Genomic DNA, 18,237 nt, shown 5'->3' with positions numbered 1-18,237 from the left:
CTAATCAGTTGGTTTGGCAACACTGGTGCATGCCCGTCCCTTGCCTCAATCGGACAGTACACAGCCAATGCATCATCAATCGGCACAAAAAAGAAACATCAAAATCGCTGGATCACTGGGTAGTACAAGGGTCGGCTTATGCAGCAGGTTATCGGAAACAGTTGTTCGTCTTAAAGCAGAACAAAAAAAAGGAAATTCAATGTCGTTTGCAACGTGGTTTAACCCAACCGGCGAAAAAATTAGGATAAAAGGCAATAAGTAATTGAGAATGAATTATAGATTTTTTCCACCACACATAGCTGTCGCAATAATATGGCTCAATAACAGCATTTTTACCAGTAATGAGGACCGATGCCAGGAAAATAAAAGACGGATAAAGAGTAGAAGAATGCCTATCCTGTCGTTACCATTTCTGCCGGCGCATGATAACGTTTTAGTTGAATCAGGTTTTGCGGCAGCGCAGTTTTGTTCCATTTTTCATGTAGCACCAGTGCAGCACCCAGGGCAGTTGCCTGCGGCATTGCTGCAGCAAATACTTCCCACCCGGTAAATACAGCTGCAAGTGCATGCATGTACACTTCGTTTTTACTAAATCCGCCATCTACAAAAAGGCGGCGCTCCTGCCCACCCACCGACACAAGCATGGTTGCGGCATATTGTTGCTGCGCCATATCCCAAATCAACTGGTGATAAGCATGGGATGGATTTGCAAATGCATCGAGCACCCGGTGGCCAAATCCTGAATCCTTCAACCCCTGCCCTTTTTGTTGCAGGTCTTTTTTTCGAGGTAATATGTTGGCAAAATGATGCGCATCATATTGTACCGATTCGTAAAAATTTGGAGCTACGCCAAAATGTGCTGCAATCCGGGCTGTTTCTTGTTCGTGTTCGTTGCCGGCAAACAGCCGCGATGCTTTTACCTGCTGTTCTTTGTACGATAAATAACAAAGACAGTCTTGCCGAAGTTCACTATAAGTAAGCGGCTGTTGGTTAAATGGGTTGAGCGTGATGCACCAGGTGCCGGTAGACAACAACAAAAACGGTTCTTTAAAATTGAGCAGGTACGGGATCAGCGCGGCCGAACTATCGTGCAATCCAATGCCAACCTTTATTGTAGTCCGATATCCGAAAAGCGGAAATGTTGTATCGGCGGGTTGTATCAGCGGCAGTTTGTTGGTCCAAGCTTCCGCCTTTACCCAAGGGTGGTATTTGTCGGCCTTAAAGTCCCAAAGACCGGTATGGCAACCAATGGATGTAATATCGGTGCAGGCTTCGCCAGTGAACACAAAAGAAGCAAACTGCGGCAAGTGCAATGCGTAAAGCGTATGTGCAAAAAGCCGTTCCTGCTCCTGCTTGATGCGGTACAGTTGCAAACCCGAATTAAGGCTGCCCAACGCCGGCGATGCAGTGGCAACAGCAAACGCTTCGATGCCACCATAGGTGTTGTAAAATTGTTCCAGCAGTTGCGGCGGGTAAGGTTTTAAATAATTATACAGCGGCGCATTTGGTTCGCCGTGTTCATTGAGGTAAACAAATGATGCACCATAGGCCGCAAAGTTGATGGCGCGAATATCGAAGTCGCGGTGTTGCAGCACCTCCTTGCCAGCATCACGCAGCCATTGCTCCAGCAATTGCAGGTCTTCGCAAGGCATGCCGTCCTCATCCACCGTTTCTGCAAGCCGGTCGGAGCGTTCCCAAGCCAGCTGGTACTGTTCATCAAACAGCAACAGCTTTTTATTGGTTTTGCCAATATCAAATACCGCAATGACAGGGATGGCAGGCATAGGTGATTAAATAAAATGGAAAAGATTAATGACAACTCAAATCTGGATGCAACGATTTTTTTACAAGCCTGTTGCCACTGTTTTGCTGCCTCGGTTGGCTACCAGCTGCTGCCTGATCTTTTCTTTGCGAAACAATTGCAAGGGCTGCAATGCGCCGCCGGCCCGCATTCGGGCCTCGGCCACCAGCGGCCGCACATCGGTACGGAAAGCATGCTGCAAAATTTCCTGTGCCGCAGCTACATCATTGTCAAGTTGAGCCGCTGCCAATGCCGACCGATCCACCAGCAATGCCTGCGCATATGCGATCATAATCGCTTCGACAGATTGCAACAGGTCTTCCAGCGGGTCTTTCACGTTGTGCGATGCATCGATCATCCAGCCAAGTTCGGTGGCATGGTTCATGCGGCGAGCATCCATCCCTTCCACCAGTTCATTAAAAATAAGAAACAGCTGGTAGGGGCGCATTGAACCAACCGTCAGGTCATCGTCGCCGTATTTCGAATCATTGAAATGAAAACCACCAAGCTTACCCTCCATCAGCAACAGCGAAACAATTTGTTCGATGTTGGCATTGGGCAGGTGGTGGCCCAGGTCGACTAACGTGTATGCCTGGGGGCCGAGCTTTTGCGCATACAGGAGCGACTGCCCCCAATCACCCACAGTAGTGCTGTAAAAATTGGGCTCATAAGCTTTGTACTCCACAAACATTTTCCAATTGGGCGGCAGCACGGCATACACTTGCTGTAAACTTTCCAGCGTATTTTGAAACGCCTTTCTGAAATTCAATTGACCTGGAAAGCAAGAACCATCCGATAGCCAAACCGTAAGCGATTCAGACCCCAATTCCACGCCGTGACGAATCACCTCGATGTTATGATCCACGGCTTGTTTTCTTACCGTTTGGTCCACGTGCTGCATGGAACCAAACTTATACGAAAGCAGTTGCCCCTGCTGGTCCTGGAATGTGTTGGAATTGACTGCATCAAACTTAAGCCCGAACTGTGCGGCCAGTGCCTTTATGTTGTTATAGTTCTGCGGAATATCCCACGGAATATGCAATGAGATAGCGCCACTGCTCCGGTTGAGTTGGTGCAGCAGTCCTACGTCTTCAATTTTTTCTTCCAAACTACGCGGTTCGCCGCCACCGCCAAACCGGCCAAAGCGGGTCCCACCAGTGCCCAGTGCCCAGGAAGGTATCGCCACCTGGAAATCCATTAATTTTTGCAACAGTTCTTCCATCTGCGCCACACCGGCTGCAATAAATTCAAATCCCCTTTTATGTTGCGGTAACTGCTCGTTATTATGTGCTTCAATGAGGTATTTTTCTAAAGACATGCAATCGATTTTTTGAGTTAGAATTATGGGTTTAAGGTTTAAAGTTGAATGGCTATAGCTTAGGATTGTGTAAAGCGTTGAATTTGTTCAACACGTTCAATGAATAAAAGATACTTGGAACTACTTAAACCAATTGAACAAATTAAACCGGTTGAACATCTCAAACAACTTTAAACATTAAACCTTAGACCTTAAACTTTAAACCTTTACCTGTAAAATGCCATCGCTACGCCGCCATCAACATTCAGCACATTGCCGGTTGATTTTTGCAAAAGCCCATTTACAAAAACGTAACATGCGTTCGCTACATCTTCCGGTAAAATCACTTCATTCAGCAGCGTACGTTTGGCATAATAAGCGGGCAGTTCTTCCACGCTGATGCCATAAGCTTTTGCGCGGCCCTCGGCCCAGCCGCCTGCCCAAATATTGGAATCCGCAATCACCGCATCAGGATTAACAACATTGACGCGGATATGGTCGCCGCCCAGTTCGGCGGCCAGTAACCGTGAAAGATGCGCTTGTGCAGCTTTTGCGGATCCGTAGCCCGCATTGTTTGGGCCGGCCACCACGGCGTTTTTTGAAACAACATTGATGATATCGCCGCCCATGCCTTGTTTGCGCATCACGGCCACACCGGCTTTCGAAACAAGGAATTGTCCTTTTACCAATATATCATACAGCCGGTCCCAGTCTTCAGTACTGTGATCGGTGATGGACTTGGAAATTGAAATACCGGCATTGTTGACAATGATGTCCACGCCACCAAAGGCCAGTGCCGTTGCATCAATGGCCGCTTCAATCGTACTGTTATCTGTTACATTCAAAACAGTTGATGCCGCTACATCCTTTCCGTATAATTTCTGAAACTCCGACACTGCGGCAGCTAATCGTTCTTCATTGATGTCGTTGAGCACCACGCAGGCGCCTTCAGCAGCAAATTTTTTGGCGATAGCTTTGCCAATACCGCCGGCGCTGCCGGTAACAAGCGCAATGCGGCCCGATAGCGTTTTGGGCTTGGGCATGCGCTGCAGCTTTGCTTCTTCCAGCAACCAGTATTCAATGTTAAATGCTTCCTGCCGCGGTAAAGAAGTATATTCCGAAATGGCTTCGGCTCCGCGCATTACATTGATGGCGTTGATATAAAACTCCGCGGCCACACGAGCCGTTTGCTTGTCTTTGGCAAATGTAAACATGCCCACACCGGGATAGAGGATCACCACTGGGTTGGCATCACGCATAGGCGGACTGTCCGCGTGTTTGCACCCTTCGTAATACTTACGATACATGGCGCGGTATGCTTCAAATTGCGGCGCTAATTTTTGTTTGATGGCTGTTACATCTTCCAACGAGTCATCCGGTGACAACTCCAGCACCAACGGGCTAATTTTTGTCCGCAAAAAATGGTCGGGACAGGATGTGCCCATTGGCGCCAGCCGCTGCATGTCGTTGCTGTTGATAAATTGCAGCACCCGGTCGTCGTCGGTAAAATGCCCGATCATTTTTACTTCGGCCGAACAACACCCACGCAGCACCGGGGCCAGTGCCGCAGCTTTTTTCAACCGGTCTTCTTTTGGAAGCGCTTCTATTTTGGCGCCGCTAAAAACAGCACTTTTTTTACCAACATTATCTTCGATGTATTGGGCACACCGCTCTACCACCTCCAACGTGTTGATATAACTTTCGTAGGCCGTATTGCCCCAGGTAAACAACCCATGCGATCCGAGCATGATGCCGCGAATACCGGGATTTGCATCGAGGCATGCTTTTAATTTTAATCCCAAATCGAAACCAGGGCGCTGCCAGTCTACCCAGCCAATAGTGCCGCCAAATAGTTCTTCAGTAATGCGCTTTCCATCTTTTGCAGCAGCTATTGCTATCGCCGCATCAGGGTGCAGGTGATCAATGTGCTTGAATGGTAAAAAGCCATGCAGCGGTGTGTCAATGGAAGGCGCCTTCGATTGCAGGTCGTAAATGCAATGATTGAACAGTTCCACCATTTCGTCTTCGTGTTCAACGCCGCGGTAAACATTTTGCAGGCTGCGCAACCGGTCAACATATAGCGCTGCAAGACCACTACGTTGCAAGGTACCAATGTCGCCGCCCGAACCTTTAACCCACATCACTTCTACTTCCTGCCCGGTGAGCGGGTCTTTTGCCATAGCCTTGCAACTGGTGTTGCCGCCGCCATAATTGGTGAGGCGCAAATCGGCGCCGAGTAAGTTGGAACGATAGATCAATAAACCTACTTCATCGCCCTCCAGCGCTGCCGCTTTTTGATCATCCCACAGGTAACTGACATGCTTGAAATTTTGGGTCGCTGCTGACATTATTAGTCTTTATAAATGTTGTAAAATTTTTAGTGCACGCTGGATTTAACAATGTTGCCATATCCCACGATCAGCACCGAAAGAATGATGGTAGCAATGCCTGCAATGATGGTGGCTTTTGTTTTTTTATTTACGCCATTCCACTCTTTCAAAGCAAGTCCCCATCCGTTGGCCACTAGTATAATAAACGCCATGTGCAGGATCCATGATGAGGGACCATTGCCCAATTTACTTTCGCCCATGCCGTAGAAAAAGAACTGCAAAAACCAGGTGGTTCCGGCAAGGGCCGCAAAAATATAATTGCGCAGCAGCGGGGTTGTTGCATTGCCGTAATCGCCAAAGGTTTTGTTTTTTGCGTTGAGGTACATGCAATACAAAAAGTTGGTGGTGAGGCCACCCCAAAGTACCACCACGTAGGTAACATTATTTTGAAACAGAAACTCACCCTGACCGGGATGGGTGCTTTTCCATGCAGCATTTGCCAGGTCGGCCATGGGCTTGCCGGCTTCCAATCCAAAATTAAAACAGGCACTCAATACACCGGAAATAATGGCTACGGCAATGCCCAGTCCAAACTTGTATTCTGTTTGATGCACCGCCGCGCCATGCACATCGGCTGGTGCTGCAGGCGTTACTGCCACTTCTTCAAAAACCGGTGTTGTAAAACCAACATCAGCAGCTATAGCATCGGCCACTACCGGTTTCATTTTAATTTTGCGTTGCACGGGCACATCGCTATCGTTGCCATTCCTGTTTTCTAATTGCAATTGCCGCTCCTTCATGGTGCCAGCACGGCCGCACAGGTAAATGCCCACAATACAAACGAGCAAACCCGCCAGTACAATCTGGCCCCAGGTGCTGCCCATAATGGCGCCGATCGAATCTTTACCTTCTTGTGGGTTGAACTGGTAATAAATCGATGGAAGCAGCGAGCCCAACACCATCGTTAAACCAAGGATGATGCTGGAGCCCAACGACACGCCGAGGTATCGAACACCTAGACCATAAGTAAGCCCGCCGATGCCCCACAGCAGTCCAAACATAAACGTGTACCACAAGGTGGAGCCGGTTGCACCGGCAATGATATCGCCAAAGCCGGGGATGGTGAGCCACGCAGCCAGCGGCGGTACAATAAGCCAGGAAAAAAGGCCCCCGATGATCCAATAGCTTTCCCAAGCCCAGCCCCGAACTTTTTTATACGGTATATAAAAACTGCCCGAAGCAAAACCGCCGATAAAATGAAATATGACGCCTAATAATGCCTGCATGGTGTGGATGATGGGGGGTTACAGCTGTTATTAAAAACAAAAACGTGTTTGAAAAAAGCTAGCGCTTAGCCGAAGTTGTAGCGGCTCCTGATCCCGTTGTAGTAAACTGGTACGAGCCCGAACCAATTTTCACTTGCACATAACCGTTATGATAGCCTATAACTTTGATGGCCCCATTTTGCGACAGCGCCATGTCACCCTCCCGCACCGCATTTACCGAAGGTGCAGGAATAAAAACCGAAGCCTGCGTATTGGCGGGGATCACTACTTCCATATTGAAACTGGCCCCTTCCCTTTTCCAACCCGAAGTAACGGGCCCATAATACGTTTGCAACGTGACAGCTACATGATTGAAGTTGCCGCCCGGCAGCGGCTTCACCCTGATGTGTTTATAGCCCGGGCCATCTTCTTCGGTATCGAGGCCGGCAACGGTGCGGTACATCCATTCGCCGATGGCGCCATAGGCGTAGTGGTTAAATGAATTCATACCCGGCGTTTGAAAACTGCTGTCGGGTTTTTGCCCGTCCCAACGTTCCCAAATGGTAGTGGCGCCCATTTTTACCGGGAACAGCCATGATGGGTATTGTTCGCGCAGCAGCAATGCAAAGGCAACATCGGCCTGCCCGTTTTTCGATAATACTTCGCAGAGATACGGCGTGCCTAAAAACCCCGTGGTAAGATGCGTGCCATAGCTTTTTACATTTTCCGCCAGTCTTTCGGCTGCGCCTTTCCGTAAGGCCTCCGGCAACATATCAAATTGCAGGGCCAGCACATAAGCCGTTTGCGTTCCTGATACAAGCCGGCCGCTCGGCGTCATGTATTCTTTGCGAAATGCGTCCTTTATTTTTTGCAGCAATGCGGAATACTGGAGCACATCGGCTTTTTTGCCCAATACTTTTGCTGCATTAACCAGCAGCTGCGTAGAGTGTGCATAAAAACATTGCGCAACAAGGTATTTATCGGTAACTGCGGCACGGCCATCATTGTCGTCATCGGGGCGGTAAAACAACCAGTCTCCAAAATGAAAACCAGTATTCCAAAGATCGTTTTTGCTTTTGCGCCGCATGTGTTCCACCCAGGCTTTCATGCTGCCGTATTGCTGTTGCAAAATGCCGGTATCGCCATAAGCCAGGTACATGTTCCAGGGAATGATCGTGGCCGCATCGGCCCAACCGGCGGAAGCTACAGAACCGGCGCCCAAAACATTGGGTACTACAAATGGAACAGCACCATCAATCTGGTCGGCCGAAACATCTTGCATCCACTTGGTGAAGAAACTATGTACGTTCATATTGAACATGGCTGTGCGACTAAACACTTGCGCATCGCCGGTCCAGCCCAGGCGTTCGTCGCGTTGCGGGCAGTCGGTGGGCACATCTAAAAAATTACCACGCTGTCCCCATTCGATGTTGTGTTGGAGTTGGTTGATCAATTCATTCGAAGAGGTGAATTTGCCGGCGACGGGCATGTCGGAATACAAGGCTACGGCTTCAAAATCGGCCTTGTTTAATGTGCTCGGGTAGCCTTCCACTTTTAGGTAGCGGAAGCCGTGCCAGGTAAAGGTTGGTGCCAGCACCTCTTCGCCACCGCCTTTTAAAATAAATGTGTCGCGGGAATTAGCAGCCCGCAGGTTGGTGATATAAAAATTGCCCGCTTTGTCCAGCACTTCGGCATGCGATAAAATAATTTGCTGGCCGCTGGCACCCCGCACTTTTACTTCGGCCCAGCCCACCAGGTTTTGACCAAAATCGATAACCTGCTCCCCTTTCGGCGTGGTAAATATTTTAACCGGTGCAAAAGTTTCTTTTTTACGAATGGGCTCATTGTAAGTGGCCACCAGCAACTCTTTTGCATGGGCCGCAGTTTTAACGCCGGTCCATGATGCATCGTTAAAACCGGGCTTGTTCCAACCCGGTTGATCGAGGCGTGCATCTACTTTTTCACCGTGATAAATTTCTGACGACCGGATGGCACCGGTGCTGCTTTTCCAACTACCATCGGTCACGATTTGTTCCGTGGTGCCGTCTTCAAATTCCAGTTGCAGTTGCATCAATAGTGCAATGTCTCTTCCATAAATATCACGGTTACCGCCCCATGCGAGGTTGCCGCGATACCAGCCACTGGCGAGGGCCGCTCCTATTGCATTAGCGCCTTGTTGCAACTGGCCAGTCACGTCATAGGCCTGGTACTGCAGCCGCTTGTTGTACGAGGTCCAGCCTGGGGTAAAATAGGCATCGCCAATGCGGCTGCCGTTGAGGTAAGCTTCGTACAAACCATGTGCAGTGATATAAGCAGTTGCACGTTTTAATTTTTTGGCGATGGAAAATTCTTTGCGCAGCAGCGGGCTTGGCCGCGTAGCATCTTCTGCAAATCCCGGCTCAATCCATTGCGCTTTCCAGTCGGATGGTTTGAGCAATCCCATTTGCCAAAAAGATGGCTCGCTCCAATCAGAAGCGTTTCCTGCGTTGTCCCAAACCCGCACCTGCCAATTGTACCGTTTACCGGAAGCCAAGGCCGGCCCTTTAAAAGGCACCAGCACACTTTGCGGCGTTGCAACTTTGCCCGTGCGCCAAACCGGTTGCCCATCGTCGGTTTGCACTACCAGTTCATACGCCGTTTGCAGCACATTGCGGCGGTTGCCTGCATCGAGCTGCCAGCTAAAACGCGGCTGTGCGGCATCAACGCCCAAAGGGTTGGGTTTGTTTTCGGTGAGCAGGTGGTGCACCTTTAGTTGTGCAGCGGCACCAAACACCATTGCCGCAAACAAGTGCAGCAGTATTATTTTTTTCATGGCGGGGGCAAACGTTTGTATGAATATAAGCAACCGCGGCCAGTGTTGCATGGCACAGGCTTTTGGCGATTGAAAAAGCCGGGAATTGATGTGGATAAATTTGAGTGATTACCCAGTGTGGCATGTGACAATTGCTACCTTAGCGCCATGCTACAGGTTAGTGCATTGTATATCTACCCGATCAAGTCACTGGGCGGCATCTCGCTTACACATGCGCAGGTGACTGACCGTGGGCTGCAACTGGACCGGCGCTGGATGCTAGTAAATGAAGCGGGTGTTTTTTTATCGCAGCGGCAATTGCCGCAAATGGCGTTGTTGCAGGTAAATGTGGAACACGATGGGCTAAACGTGGTGCATAAAAAAACAGGTGCTTCAATTGCTATTCCATTTCACTCAAACATCCAAACTAAAACAACAGTAACGGTGTGGGACAGCCGAAGCACAGCGCATTTAGTCGGAGCAGTGTACGATGCGTGGTTTTCGGAGCAGCTGGGCGTAGCCTGCCGCCTGGTGCACATGCCCGAAACCAATCCTATCCCGGTTGATCAGGAATATGCACAGCGCGGCGAGGTTACTTCTTTTTCGGATGGCTACCCCTTTTTACTCATTGGCCAATCATCGCTGGATGAATTAAATACCCGGCTTGAAGAACCCGTTCCCATGAATCGTTTCCGGCCAAACATAGTGGTTGCGGGTGCTGTATCTTTTGCCGAAGACGGCTGGCAACATTTTACAATCGGCGGCGTGCATTTTTACGGCGTAAAACGCTGCGGCCGATGCGTGGTTACCACCATCCGGCAAGATGAAGGCATTGCAGGTAAGGAGCCGCTACAAACGCTGGCCGGTTACCGGAAAGAAGGCAATAAAATTTACTTTGGACAAAACTTATTGCACCAGGGCACTGGCACCATCAAAGTGGGCGATGCTGTGCAACTATTGTAAATGATTAAATGCCTATTACACGGTCGCCCCAAAAACAGCCGCCGCAATTTGTCCGATTGAGCCTACATTATGATGGCCGCCAGCCCGGTTTGTTTCAGCCCGGTTGCTTTTACACAATAAACTGTTAGACAGAAAGTCCTTTTTATTCCGGTTTGATTATTGTGCCCAAAACAGAAAAATGCACAATAATGAAATTCATTGAATCGAAAGATGCCACGACCGGCGAAACCGTAAACATTTCTTATAAAGACTACGGTAGCGGCAGGCCGGTGGTGCTGATCCATGGCTGGCCCCTGAGCAAAGACATGTGGGAATACCAAATAGATGACCTGGTAGATGCCGGCCTGCGGGTGGTCAAATACGACCGCCGCGGCTTTGGCAAATCAGACAAGCCCTGGAATGGTTACGACTACGATACGCTTACCGATGACCTGCATGCAGTGGTTGAAGGCCTTGACCTGAAGGATGCAGTACTGGTTGGCTTTTCGATGGGTGGCGGCGAAGCCGTACGGTACCTGAGCCGGTACGGCACAGAGCGGGTTTCGGGGTTGGTGCTGGTGAGTGCCGTTACGCCTTACCTAGTAAAAACGCCGGATAACCCGGAAGGTGTGGATGAATCTGTTTTTGCAGAAATGATGGAGCAACTGAAAAAAGACCGCATTGCTTTCCTCGACGATTTTGGTAAAAAATTTTTTAGCGTAAGCCTGATGCACCACCCGGTAAGCGCACCGCTGCTTGAGTACTACCGCAGTTTGGCGGCAGTGGCCCTGCCCCGTGCTACGCAGCAATGCGCTATTTCATTTGCACAAACCGATTTCCGCAATGATGTGCAAAACATTAATATTCCCACACTCATCATTCATGGCGACGACGACAAAACCGTTCCCATTGAGGCAAGCAGCGAACGCACTGCAAAAATGATTGCCGGCGCGGAGTTCAAAGTGTATGATGGTGCACCGCACGGGCTGTTTTACACGCATCGGGAACAATTGAATGAAGACCTGATCAATTTTTGCCGCAAGGGTACCACCCGCTATGCTGCGAACGAAACGCGGAGCACCAATAGCAGCCGCTATTAATGTGCTGGAAATAAAACAAGGATTGTGGCTTAAACAACGTTGTTTAAGAGAGTGGATGGTGGTGATAAAAAAAGGGTTGCTCTTGTGGAGCAACCCTTTTTTCGTAGGCAATAAAAAGAGCCTATACTGACTTATATTTTACTGCAAACGCACACCCACGCCTAAAGTAACCGCATCGGTGTGCGATTTGGCGGACGAAGTAGTAGTGTTACCGTTGGCACTCATCGTAGCGTTGCTTTGGTAGCCAAAATAATTGTATTTGGCATGCACATAAATAGCTGTGTTGGGCCGCACCGGGAAATCAAACGCAAGACCGGCGCCACCATAAAAACCGCCTTTCACTTCTGATTTTACAGAAACATTTCCGGCACTAGCGGAAGAAGAAGTTTTGTAAAAATTATAGCCTGGCTGCAACAGGAGCGATGCACGCTGATCGATGCGGATGCGTAGGTCGCCGTAAACCGGCAACTGCGGCTTTTTTACATCTTTTTGCCACAGCGGCATAAAGCCAACGCCTACCGTCAGGAAGTCATTCATTTGGCCGTTAAAACCAAGTGACGCACCATAAGCAAATGCTTCCGACTTAAAATAATAACCACCCACTCCACCAATTTCGAGGTAAGGTTTTTTCTGAGCCTGGCTAAACAAGGGCGCAACTAAAAGGAGCAACAGCAATTTTCGCATAAGGATGATGTTTAGTTTTAAAAATGGATGGAAATAAGCTTAAAAAATTTCGACCGGCAAGATGTTGCAAGTTGCGTGTAGTGCCATGCACCGTTTTTATAATTCGATGTTAAGACTGCATAAAAAAACGGCTGCTCTTTTAGAACAACCGTTTCAGCTTTGCGCCGCTTTACCGGCTTGTGCCCCAGGCGGGACTTGAACCCGCACTTGCATTGCTGCAAACAGGATTTTAAGTCCTGCGTGTCTACCAATTTCACCACCAGGGCGCCTAAAAAAAAATCCACCCTGCAATTAGGATGGATTCTTTTATGGAGCGGAAGACGAGGTTCGAACCCGCGACCTCAACCTTGGCAAGGTTGCGCTCTACCAGCTGAGCTACTTCCGCGTATTTTGTAAGAACTGTTTGTTTATCGTTGGGGTTGCAAATATAAGAGGCTTTTTTTTCTCGCCAACTTTTTTTGCAACTTTTTTTTACTTGTAAGTCGGCGTGTATTTCGAGCTCTCAGTTACAGTGCCATCAACACGCTCATAACGCTGCGTATACAAGCGGCCGCATGTGCCCAGCATGAATGCAAGCAGGCAAAAAACCGACAGGTAAAAAATGAATGCAGAAGAAGAAACCCAGTTGTGCGTAAAGTCGCGGTCCTGTACTTTTTCTAATTCTTCGTGGTACTCGTTTTGCAAATCCATATTGCTAATTGTGGTGCAAAAATAAGGGGGCTGTAAAAACCATCAAAAACTATTGTCAACTTTTTACAACTTCTGAAAACTTTTTCTTTGCCAGCACAAAATGCTGCCACACCAAATTGCGCCGCAACACGCCCTGCAACTGCGTAAGGGGCTTGCGCTGCAACGGCACCCATTGCCGCGAACCAAGGAACACCCAACGGGCAAATGCAATATGTGCTTTTACAATAGCAATAAAATATCCGCCGTCGCCCGAAAGCAAACCCTTCCATGCCGATAAAGCATCAAGCAAATGCCGGAACGGGATCTTCCACCACTTTTCAGACCAAGGCAGGTTTTTGGCCAGCATGATTTGGTTGTTGCGGAAGTTGAGAAAAGTTTTGCGTGAGTTGCCGCGGGGCAGCGTACCGCCACCCACATGATACACTACCGACTGCGGGCAGCAATACAATTTTTTACCCATCAGTTGCAGCCGCCAGCACAGGTCGATCTCCTCCTGGTGTGCAAAAAAATATTCATCAAAGCCGCCTGCGGCATGAAAGTCGGCACTGCGAATCAACAACGCTGCGCCACTGGCCCAAAACACTTGTTGCGTATTATCATACTGCCCTTTATCGTACTCGCAATAATCAAACACACGGCCCCGTGCAAAAGGATAACCATATGCATCGAGCCAGCCGCCTGCCGCACCGGCATAGTCAAATACTTCTTTGTTTTTGTATGCTAAAATTTTGGGTTGGCACGCACTGTTGTTTGGGTGTTGCTCCAGCAGCTGCACCATGGGTTGCAACCAACCCGGTGTTACTTCCACATCCGAATTAAGGAGCATGTAATAATCCGCATCTATTTTTTTCAATGCTTCATTATAGCCTTTTGCAAAACCAAAATTTTCGGAAAGCGGCAACAACACCACTTCGGGAAAATGGGTTTGTAAATATTGCAGCGAATCATCGGATGAAGCATTGTCTGCCACCACTATTTGCAAGCGTTCGTACCCCGACCGGATGACCGAAGGCAGAAACTGTTGCAGGTGATGCCTGCCGTTCCAGTTTAAAATAACAAGGGCCACCAGGGGCGGTTGCTGCGGCATGAGGCGAAGATATGAGGGAATATAGGTTTGGGCCAAAACTGGCAGAACCTAACGGTGGATTGATGTAAAAGGTAAGCCCTTTACACCATGATGGCGTCTAGTTGATGCATCGGTTAATTCTCATTTTTCCCGTGAACTTGAACAGCTTTTCAACTGCTTTTATTGTTAAATCAGTGTAGGACGATTGGCTTATTAGCATGTTGCTTACTAAAACAAATTCGTTTGCATTTATGAAAAAAGCAATGGCTTTATCAATTCGGCTGCAATTTTGAAAAACTAGGAATGAGCCATCATATTAAAATAGAGTAAACCAATTTCTACAAACGAAACTTACGACGCTGCTACATACAATTGCCGGCTTCGTTTTAATATTTAAAAATTCTAATTCTTCCGCCGCGAGGGTTACTTATTTTCGTTCATGCTTTCTACCCTTTTCAATTGGCGCCTAGTGTTGGCCCTGATTGCCATCCTGATTGTGAGTGGCACCATTGGGTATTCGAGATACCTGGCCAAAAAAATTGAAAACGAAGAGCGGCAAAAGGTGGAGCAATGGGTGCAGGCAGGCACATTTATCAACAACCCATCAAACACCGATGTGGGGCTGGCATTTCACATCATTCAGCATACCGATGTACCGATCATTGAAACCACGGAACGCGACAGCATTACCGCATGGGCCAACCTCGACTCCGCAAACGTTGCTGCAGGCTGGCTACTCTCCGATAGTTTGCGTGTAGCGCATTACAATACTTACCTGCGTGCAAAGCTTCGTTCATTTAGATCGGCCAACACGCCGATTGAACTGACGCTGGACAGTACACACCACAACCGGTATTACTACGGTCCTACGCCGCTGCTGCAAGAAGTAAGGTATTACCCGCTGATACAATTAGGCATAGTGGGGTTGTTCATCATTATCGTCATTATGCTGCTCCGCTCCTCTTACCTCAGCACACAAAACCATTTGTGGGCAGGCATGGCCAAAGAAACGGCGCACCAACTTGGCACACCGGTAAGTTCATTGGAAGGCTGGCTGGAAATTTTGCGCGACATACCTGGCACCGAAACGGTGGTACCCGAACTTGAAAAAGATGTACAGCGTTTACAACTGGTTTCGGACCGCTTTGGCAAAATTGGCAGTAAGCCCAAACTCGAACCGCGCAACCTGGTAGACCAGGTGGGCGGCATGATGGACTATGTGCGGAAGCGGGCTCCGGGCAAATTGCAATTCACATTAAATACGCAACAGAAAACCTCCGTGATCGTGCCGCTTTCGCCGCCCCTGTTCGACTGGGTGATGGAAAACCTGCTGAAGAATGCACTGGACGCAATGGAAGGCCGCGGCAGCATTACCGTTGATTTGCAGGAAGGTGACAAGGAAGTGATCATTGATGTAACAGATACCGGCAAAGGGATTTCGCGGCAAAATATCCGGAAAGTGTTCCGGCCTGGATTCACCACTAAAAAGCGTGGATGGGGCTTGGGACTAAGTCTTTCCAAGCGGATTGTGGAGCAATACCATGGCGGCTCGCTGAGTGTGAAAAATTCTGAGCCAGGAAAAGGAACAACTTTTCGGGTTGTTTTAAAAAAATAAATACATTTGCCACCCTAACGGGAAATGCAGGGGTTCAAACAACTGTTTTTCCTGATGGCTGCCCAGGTGTTGAAACTGGTAGACAAGCCACTTTGAGGTGGTGGTGTTCGCAAGGACGTGCTGGTTCGAATCCAGTCCTGGGCACAATATTGGATAACAGGTGATCTTTGTTAAGGTCACCTGTTTCTTTTTGCTCAAACGTCTGTTTCCCGCCTGCGATTGCGCAAAATGGTTGTTGATTTTTTGGTTCGAACTCGATCATTTTCCTTGCTATACTTTACCCCTTCAGGAAACACCGAATATGTAGTTTCCGTATTTTATTACAGTTGCAGGAAGCCCACATTTTATTTATATTTCCCGCTATATGAAGATTCTTTTTTTACAGCCGCATTTAGGCTCGAAACATGAAAGGTATTTTTTGAAAGCTTCGTTTCAATTTGCCCCACTTCCTCCAAGTACTTACCAGCGTATTTATCATACATCGCCTTGTTGATCTCACCCACCACAAACCGCTCTTCTATCTTATCCAGCAGGTTCCTTGTTTCACTAAGCTGCTTTTTCATCCGCACACTTTCTTCCAATACATGTGAGAGCTTTTCCTTTAGTTTCTCTTTGATCAACACTTCCAAATTGTCTCTGTATTCACTGCTGTACTCAAAGTTCTTAAGCAATGCTTCAAAGCGCTCATTCATCTGCGATGCCCGTACGTTTACTGCAGGCCCCTTGCCCCTTGTTTTATAATACCAAATACCCTTTGTACGATAGCCGGTAAATACTGCGCCACTCCCTTCATCAAGAGCAAAAACTTTGAGCGGCAGGTCTTCTTTTTTGTGCTCTTTTGCAATACCGGCATTCACGGCAGCTTGCAGCATATCATTTGCCTTTAAAAAGGTCTTTAAATCAATCAACGCTGGATGCATCCCTTTTACCAACGCTCCCTTGAGCAAACTACCGGTTACGTAGCCTGCATAGAATGGATTGGACATCACCCAACGAAAGTTCTTTTCCGTAAGCCGGAGGCCGCGCATTTTTAGTCTTTTGATAATTTCTTTATTTGTGAGTGCACCTTCTGCTTTCCACTTAAAGGCTTTTTTGATCAACTCTCCCTTTTCTGTAGTTGTGCTCTTCCCCACTTTTCGTTCATTTAAAAGTTGACATGAACAGTTAACTTTAAATCGAGCATAGTATGAAAAAGACACCGTTTACCGAGACACAGATAGTAAATGCCATTCAGGAACATGAAGGCGGCAATAAAATAGAAGATATGTGCCGAGAATTTGGTATCTCCACTGCAGCTTTTTACAAGTGGCGCCAGCGCTATGGCGGTATGGAAGTAGCCGAACTGAAGCGGCTCAAAGAGTTTTAAGAAGAGAGCAGCAGGCGCAAGCGCATGTATGCTAATCTTTCCCTTGTACACAAAGCCCTCAAAGATGCCCTAGCAAAAAGCTCGAAGTGCAGCCGAAAAGAGTAGCCCAGGGCGAGTACATGATCCGGGAGCATAAGGTGAGGCAGCGTTCTGCGCTGAAGGCAGTAAGCCTACCACACAGGTACAAGTCAAAGCAGAAGCCCCAGGATGCAACTGTAGAGGAAGAATTGCAGCACCTCTCGGATAAGCATCCTTCTATTGGTTTCTGGCAGCGCTTCTTCCAATTGCGCCGACAAGGCCACCGCTAGAACCACAAGCGGGTATAATGCATCTCCACCAAGCTAAAGCTCAACACCCCCCGCAGAAGGAAGAAGCGGCTGCCTGCACGAATAAAACAGACCTTGTATCAGCTTGCAATACCCAATCAAGTTTGAAGTGTGGACTTCATGAGCGACAGTCTGTGGGATGGCAGAAAGTTCCGCCTGCTAAACGTAGTGGACGACTTCAATCGGGAAGTGTTGTTCATTGAAGCAGACACTTCATTGTCTACTGTAAGGCTGATCTGCTGTTTCGAGCAGTTGAAGGTGCAAGAGGATTGCCGCAGATGATCCGGGTGGATAATGGGCCGAAGTTCATCTCAGCGCTGCCGGACGATTGGTGCAAGCAGCACAACATAACCGTGGTGTTCATTCAGCCTGGCAAACCCATGCAAAACGGCTATGTAGAACGTTGTAATGGGTCGATCAGAAGGGAGCTATTGTATGGCAAGGTTCAGCATGCCGATAAAGAAGCCGAATACTACGATCCTGTTGATGCGGCGCTGCAACGTACTGCCAGCGAAGAATACATCAACCAGGCTATTGTCCTGGACAAAGTGATGCATAAATACTACGATTCCTACCCCGACATCAAGCCGGCACAGTCGCCAAAGAAGATTATCTTCAACATTTTTGGCAACACGCCGCTGCCCGAGCAGGTACGCAACACCGGCCGCTCCGCAAAAGAAAAGGCAGCCCACATTTTGGAACTAAAAAAAAGGCAATGGATCCTATGGAATTGACGCCGGACAGTAAGGAGGCCAGCATCAACGTGAGCCAGGCGCTGATCCACAACATCAGACCCAACGTATGCTACAACCTGTGGCCGCGTGCCAATGGAAAAACATCGTCAGGCATCGGGCCGCGCATTTTGCACCTATCCGAAACCATGCCCCGCAGCCAGCTCGGGCTGGTTGCCGATACCCTTGAGCGCATTGATAAAAACCTGATCTAAGGCCTGAAAGCTTACTGG

16 protein-coding genes and 3 tRNA genes are annotated in these 18,237 nt (G+C 48.5%); 8 read left to right on the top strand and 11 right to left on the bottom strand.

Annotated elements, in window-relative coordinates; genetic code table 11:
- Nucleotides 1–13: 13 nt before the first annotated feature.
- Nucleotides 14–262, top strand: a complete 249-nt coding sequence (locus EPD17_RS09735; protein ID WP_132053797.1) for a hypothetical protein — start codon at nt 14–16, stop codon at nt 260–262.
- A gap of 130 nt (nt 263–392) precedes the next feature.
- Here EPD17_RS09735 and EPD17_RS09730 read toward each other — a convergent pair whose 3' ends face one another.
- The 5 genes from EPD17_RS09730 to EPD17_RS09710 form a co-directional block, all read right to left on the bottom strand.
- Nucleotides 393–1,784 (bottom strand): FGGY-family carbohydrate kinase, encoded by a 1,392-nt coding sequence (locus tag EPD17_RS09730; RefSeq protein ID WP_204743399.1) that lies wholly within the window; start codon nt 1,782–1,784, stop codon nt 393–395.
- Nucleotides 1,785–1,844: 60 nt separating this feature from the next.
- Nucleotides 1,845–3,119, bottom strand: a complete 1,275-nt coding sequence (locus EPD17_RS09725; protein WP_132053795.1) for a sugar isomerase — start codon at nt 3,117–3,119, stop codon at nt 1,845–1,847.
- Nucleotides 3,120–3,325: 206 nt separating this feature from the next.
- Complete coding sequence (locus EPD17_RS09720; RefSeq protein WP_132053793.1) at nt 3,326–5,446, bottom strand: bifunctional aldolase/short-chain dehydrogenase; 2,121 nt, start codon at nt 5,444–5,446, stop codon at nt 3,326–3,328.
- Between the two features lie 29 nt (nt 5,447–5,475).
- Nucleotides 5,476–6,714 carry an L-rhamnose/proton symporter RhaT gene (locus EPD17_RS09715; RefSeq protein WP_132053791.1) on the bottom strand — a complete coding sequence of 413 codons (1,239 nt, stop codon included), beginning with the start codon at nt 6,712–6,714 and terminating at the stop codon, nt 5,476–5,478.
- Between the two features lie 58 nt (nt 6,715–6,772).
- Complete coding sequence (locus tag EPD17_RS09710; protein WP_132053789.1) at nt 6,773–9,505, bottom strand: family 78 glycoside hydrolase catalytic domain; 2,733 nt, start codon at nt 9,503–9,505, stop codon at nt 6,773–6,775.
- A gap of 147 nt (nt 9,506–9,652) precedes the next feature.
- On the opposite strand from EPD17_RS09710, the gene EPD17_RS09705 reads away from it, so the two are divergent.
- Together EPD17_RS09705 and EPD17_RS09700 are read left to right on the top strand one after the other, a co-directional pair.
- Nucleotides 9,653–10,447 (top strand): MOSC domain-containing protein, encoded by a 795-nt coding sequence (locus EPD17_RS09705; RefSeq protein ID WP_132053787.1) that lies wholly within the window; start codon nt 9,653–9,655, stop codon nt 10,445–10,447.
- Nucleotides 10,448–10,635: 188 nt separating this feature from the next.
- Nucleotides 10,636–11,526: an alpha/beta fold hydrolase gene (locus tag EPD17_RS09700; protein ID WP_132053785.1), complete on the top strand. Its 891-nt coding sequence runs from the start codon at nt 10,636–10,638 to the stop codon at nt 11,524–11,526.
- 138 nt (nt 11,527–11,664) lie between these two features.
- On the opposite strand, the gene EPD17_RS09695 is transcribed toward EPD17_RS09700, so the two are convergent.
- The 5 genes from EPD17_RS09695 to EPD17_RS09675 form a co-directional block, all read right to left on the bottom strand.
- On the bottom strand, nt 11,665–12,210 hold the full coding sequence (locus EPD17_RS09695; protein ID WP_114236910.1) for an outer membrane beta-barrel protein: 546 nt from the start codon (nt 12,208–12,210) through the stop codon (nt 11,665–11,667).
- Between the two features lie 180 nt (nt 12,211–12,390).
- Nucleotides 12,391–12,476 (bottom strand) — tRNA-Leu (locus EPD17_RS09690).
- A gap of 43 nt (nt 12,477–12,519) precedes the next feature.
- Nucleotides 12,520–12,595, bottom strand: a tRNA-Gly gene (locus EPD17_RS09685).
- An 86-nt stretch (nt 12,596–12,681) separates the two neighbouring features.
- On the bottom strand, nt 12,682–12,900 hold the full coding sequence (locus EPD17_RS09680) for a hypothetical protein (protein WP_114236911.1): 219 nt from the start codon (nt 12,898–12,900) through the stop codon (nt 12,682–12,684).
- A gap of 55 nt (nt 12,901–12,955) precedes the next feature.
- On the bottom strand, nt 12,956–13,987 hold the full coding sequence (locus EPD17_RS09675; protein ID WP_132053783.1) for a glycosyltransferase family 2 protein: 1,032 nt from the start codon (nt 13,985–13,987) through the stop codon (nt 12,956–12,958).
- A gap of 418 nt (nt 13,988–14,405) precedes the next feature.
- Here EPD17_RS09675 and EPD17_RS09670 point away from each other — a divergent pair, with 418 nt between their 5' ends.
- Together EPD17_RS09670 and EPD17_RS09665 are read left to right on the top strand one after the other, a co-directional pair.
- Nucleotides 14,406–15,581, top strand: a complete 1,176-nt coding sequence (locus EPD17_RS09670; protein WP_132053781.1) for a sensor histidine kinase — start codon at nt 14,406–14,408, stop codon at nt 15,579–15,581.
- A 60-nt stretch (nt 15,582–15,641) separates the two neighbouring features.
- A tRNA-Leu gene (locus EPD17_RS09665) sits at nt 15,642–15,725 on the top strand.
- A gap of 200 nt (nt 15,726–15,925) precedes the next feature.
- Here EPD17_RS09665 and EPD17_RS09660 read toward each other — a convergent pair.
- On the bottom strand, nt 15,926–16,714 hold the full coding sequence (locus tag EPD17_RS09660; protein ID WP_165929583.1) for a recombinase family protein: 789 nt from the start codon (nt 16,712–16,714) through the stop codon (nt 15,926–15,928).
- 53 nt (nt 16,715–16,767) lie between these two features.
- Between EPD17_RS09660 and EPD17_RS09655 the strand changes: the two genes are divergently transcribed.
- The 3 genes from EPD17_RS09655 to EPD17_RS09645 all read left to right on the top strand — a co-directional run bounded on the left by EPD17_RS09655 (nt 16,768) and on the right by EPD17_RS09645 (nt 18,219).
- Nucleotides 16,768–16,947 (top strand): transposase, encoded by a 180-nt coding sequence (locus tag EPD17_RS09655; RefSeq protein ID WP_132053777.1) that lies wholly within the window; start codon nt 16,768–16,770, stop codon nt 16,945–16,947.
- A 604-nt stretch (nt 16,948–17,551) separates the two neighbouring features.
- Nucleotides 17,552–18,007: an integrase core domain-containing protein gene (locus EPD17_RS09650; RefSeq protein WP_394346404.1), complete on the top strand. Its 456-nt coding sequence runs from the start codon at nt 17,552–17,554 to the stop codon at nt 18,005–18,007.
- The gene (locus tag EPD17_RS09645; protein ID WP_132053773.1) at nt 17,989–18,219 is read left to right on the top strand and encodes a hypothetical protein; all 231 of its coding nucleotides are present in this window, start codon (nt 17,989–17,991) and stop codon (nt 18,217–18,219) included. Before EPD17_RS09650 ends, EPD17_RS09645 begins: the two co-directional genes overlap by 19 nt.
- Nucleotides 18,220–18,237 lie beyond the last annotated feature (18 nt).

This window comes from Pseudocnuella soli (assembly GCF_004347775.1).
GTDB lineage: Bacteria > Bacteroidota > Bacteroidia > Chitinophagales > Chitinophagaceae > Flavisolibacter > Flavisolibacter aquaticus.
This window is presented reverse-complemented; position numbering and strand designations above follow the sequence as displayed.

Bases quoted from the DNA above. Each gene is read 5' to 3' on its own strand.
- EPD17_RS09710 (WP_132053789.1), bottom strand. From the start codon at position 9,505: ATGAAAAAAATAATACTGCTGCACTTGTTTGCGGCAATGGTGTTTGGT.
- EPD17_RS09655 (WP_132053777.1), top strand. From the start codon at position 16,768: ATGAAAAAGACACCGTTTACCGAGACACAGATAGTAAATGCCATTCAG.
- EPD17_RS09700 (WP_132053785.1), top strand. From the start codon at position 10,636: ATGAAATTCATTGAATCGAAAGATGCCACGACCGGCGAAACCGTAAAC.
- EPD17_RS09680 (WP_114236911.1), bottom strand. From the start codon at position 12,900: ATGGATTTGCAAAACGAGTACCACGAAGAATTAGAAAAAGTACAGGAC.
- EPD17_RS09695 (WP_114236910.1), bottom strand. From the start codon at position 12,210: ATGCGAAAATTGCTGTTGCTCCTTTTAGTTGCGCCCTTGTTTAGCCAG.
- EPD17_RS09675 (WP_132053783.1), bottom strand. From the start codon at position 13,987: ATGCCGCAGCAACCGCCCCTGGTGGCCCTTGTTATTTTAAACTGGAAC.
- EPD17_RS09705 (WP_132053787.1), top strand. From the start codon at position 9,653: ATGCTACAGGTTAGTGCATTGTATATCTACCCGATCAAGTCACTGGGC.
- EPD17_RS09645 (WP_132053773.1), top strand. From the start codon at position 17,989: ATGGATCCTATGGAATTGACGCCGGACAGTAAGGAGGCCAGCATCAAC.
- EPD17_RS09720 (WP_132053793.1), bottom strand. From the start codon at position 5,446: ATGTCAGCAGCGACCCAAAATTTCAAGCATGTCAGTTACCTGTGGGAT.
- EPD17_RS09670 (WP_132053781.1), top strand. From the start codon at position 14,406: ATGCTTTCTACCCTTTTCAATTGGCGCCTAGTGTTGGCCCTGATTGCC.
- EPD17_RS09650 (WP_394346404.1), top strand. From the start codon at position 17,552: ATGATCCGGGTGGATAATGGGCCGAAGTTCATCTCAGCGCTGCCGGAC.
- EPD17_RS09715 (WP_132053791.1), bottom strand. From the start codon at position 6,714: ATGCAGGCATTATTAGGCGTCATATTTCATTTTATCGGCGGTTTTGCT.
- EPD17_RS09730 (WP_204743399.1), bottom strand. From the start codon at position 1,784: ATGCCTGCCATCCCTGTCATTGCGGTATTTGATATTGGCAAAACCAAT.
- EPD17_RS09725 (WP_132053795.1), bottom strand. From the start codon at position 3,119: ATGTCTTTAGAAAAATACCTCATTGAAGCACATAATAACGAGCAGTTA.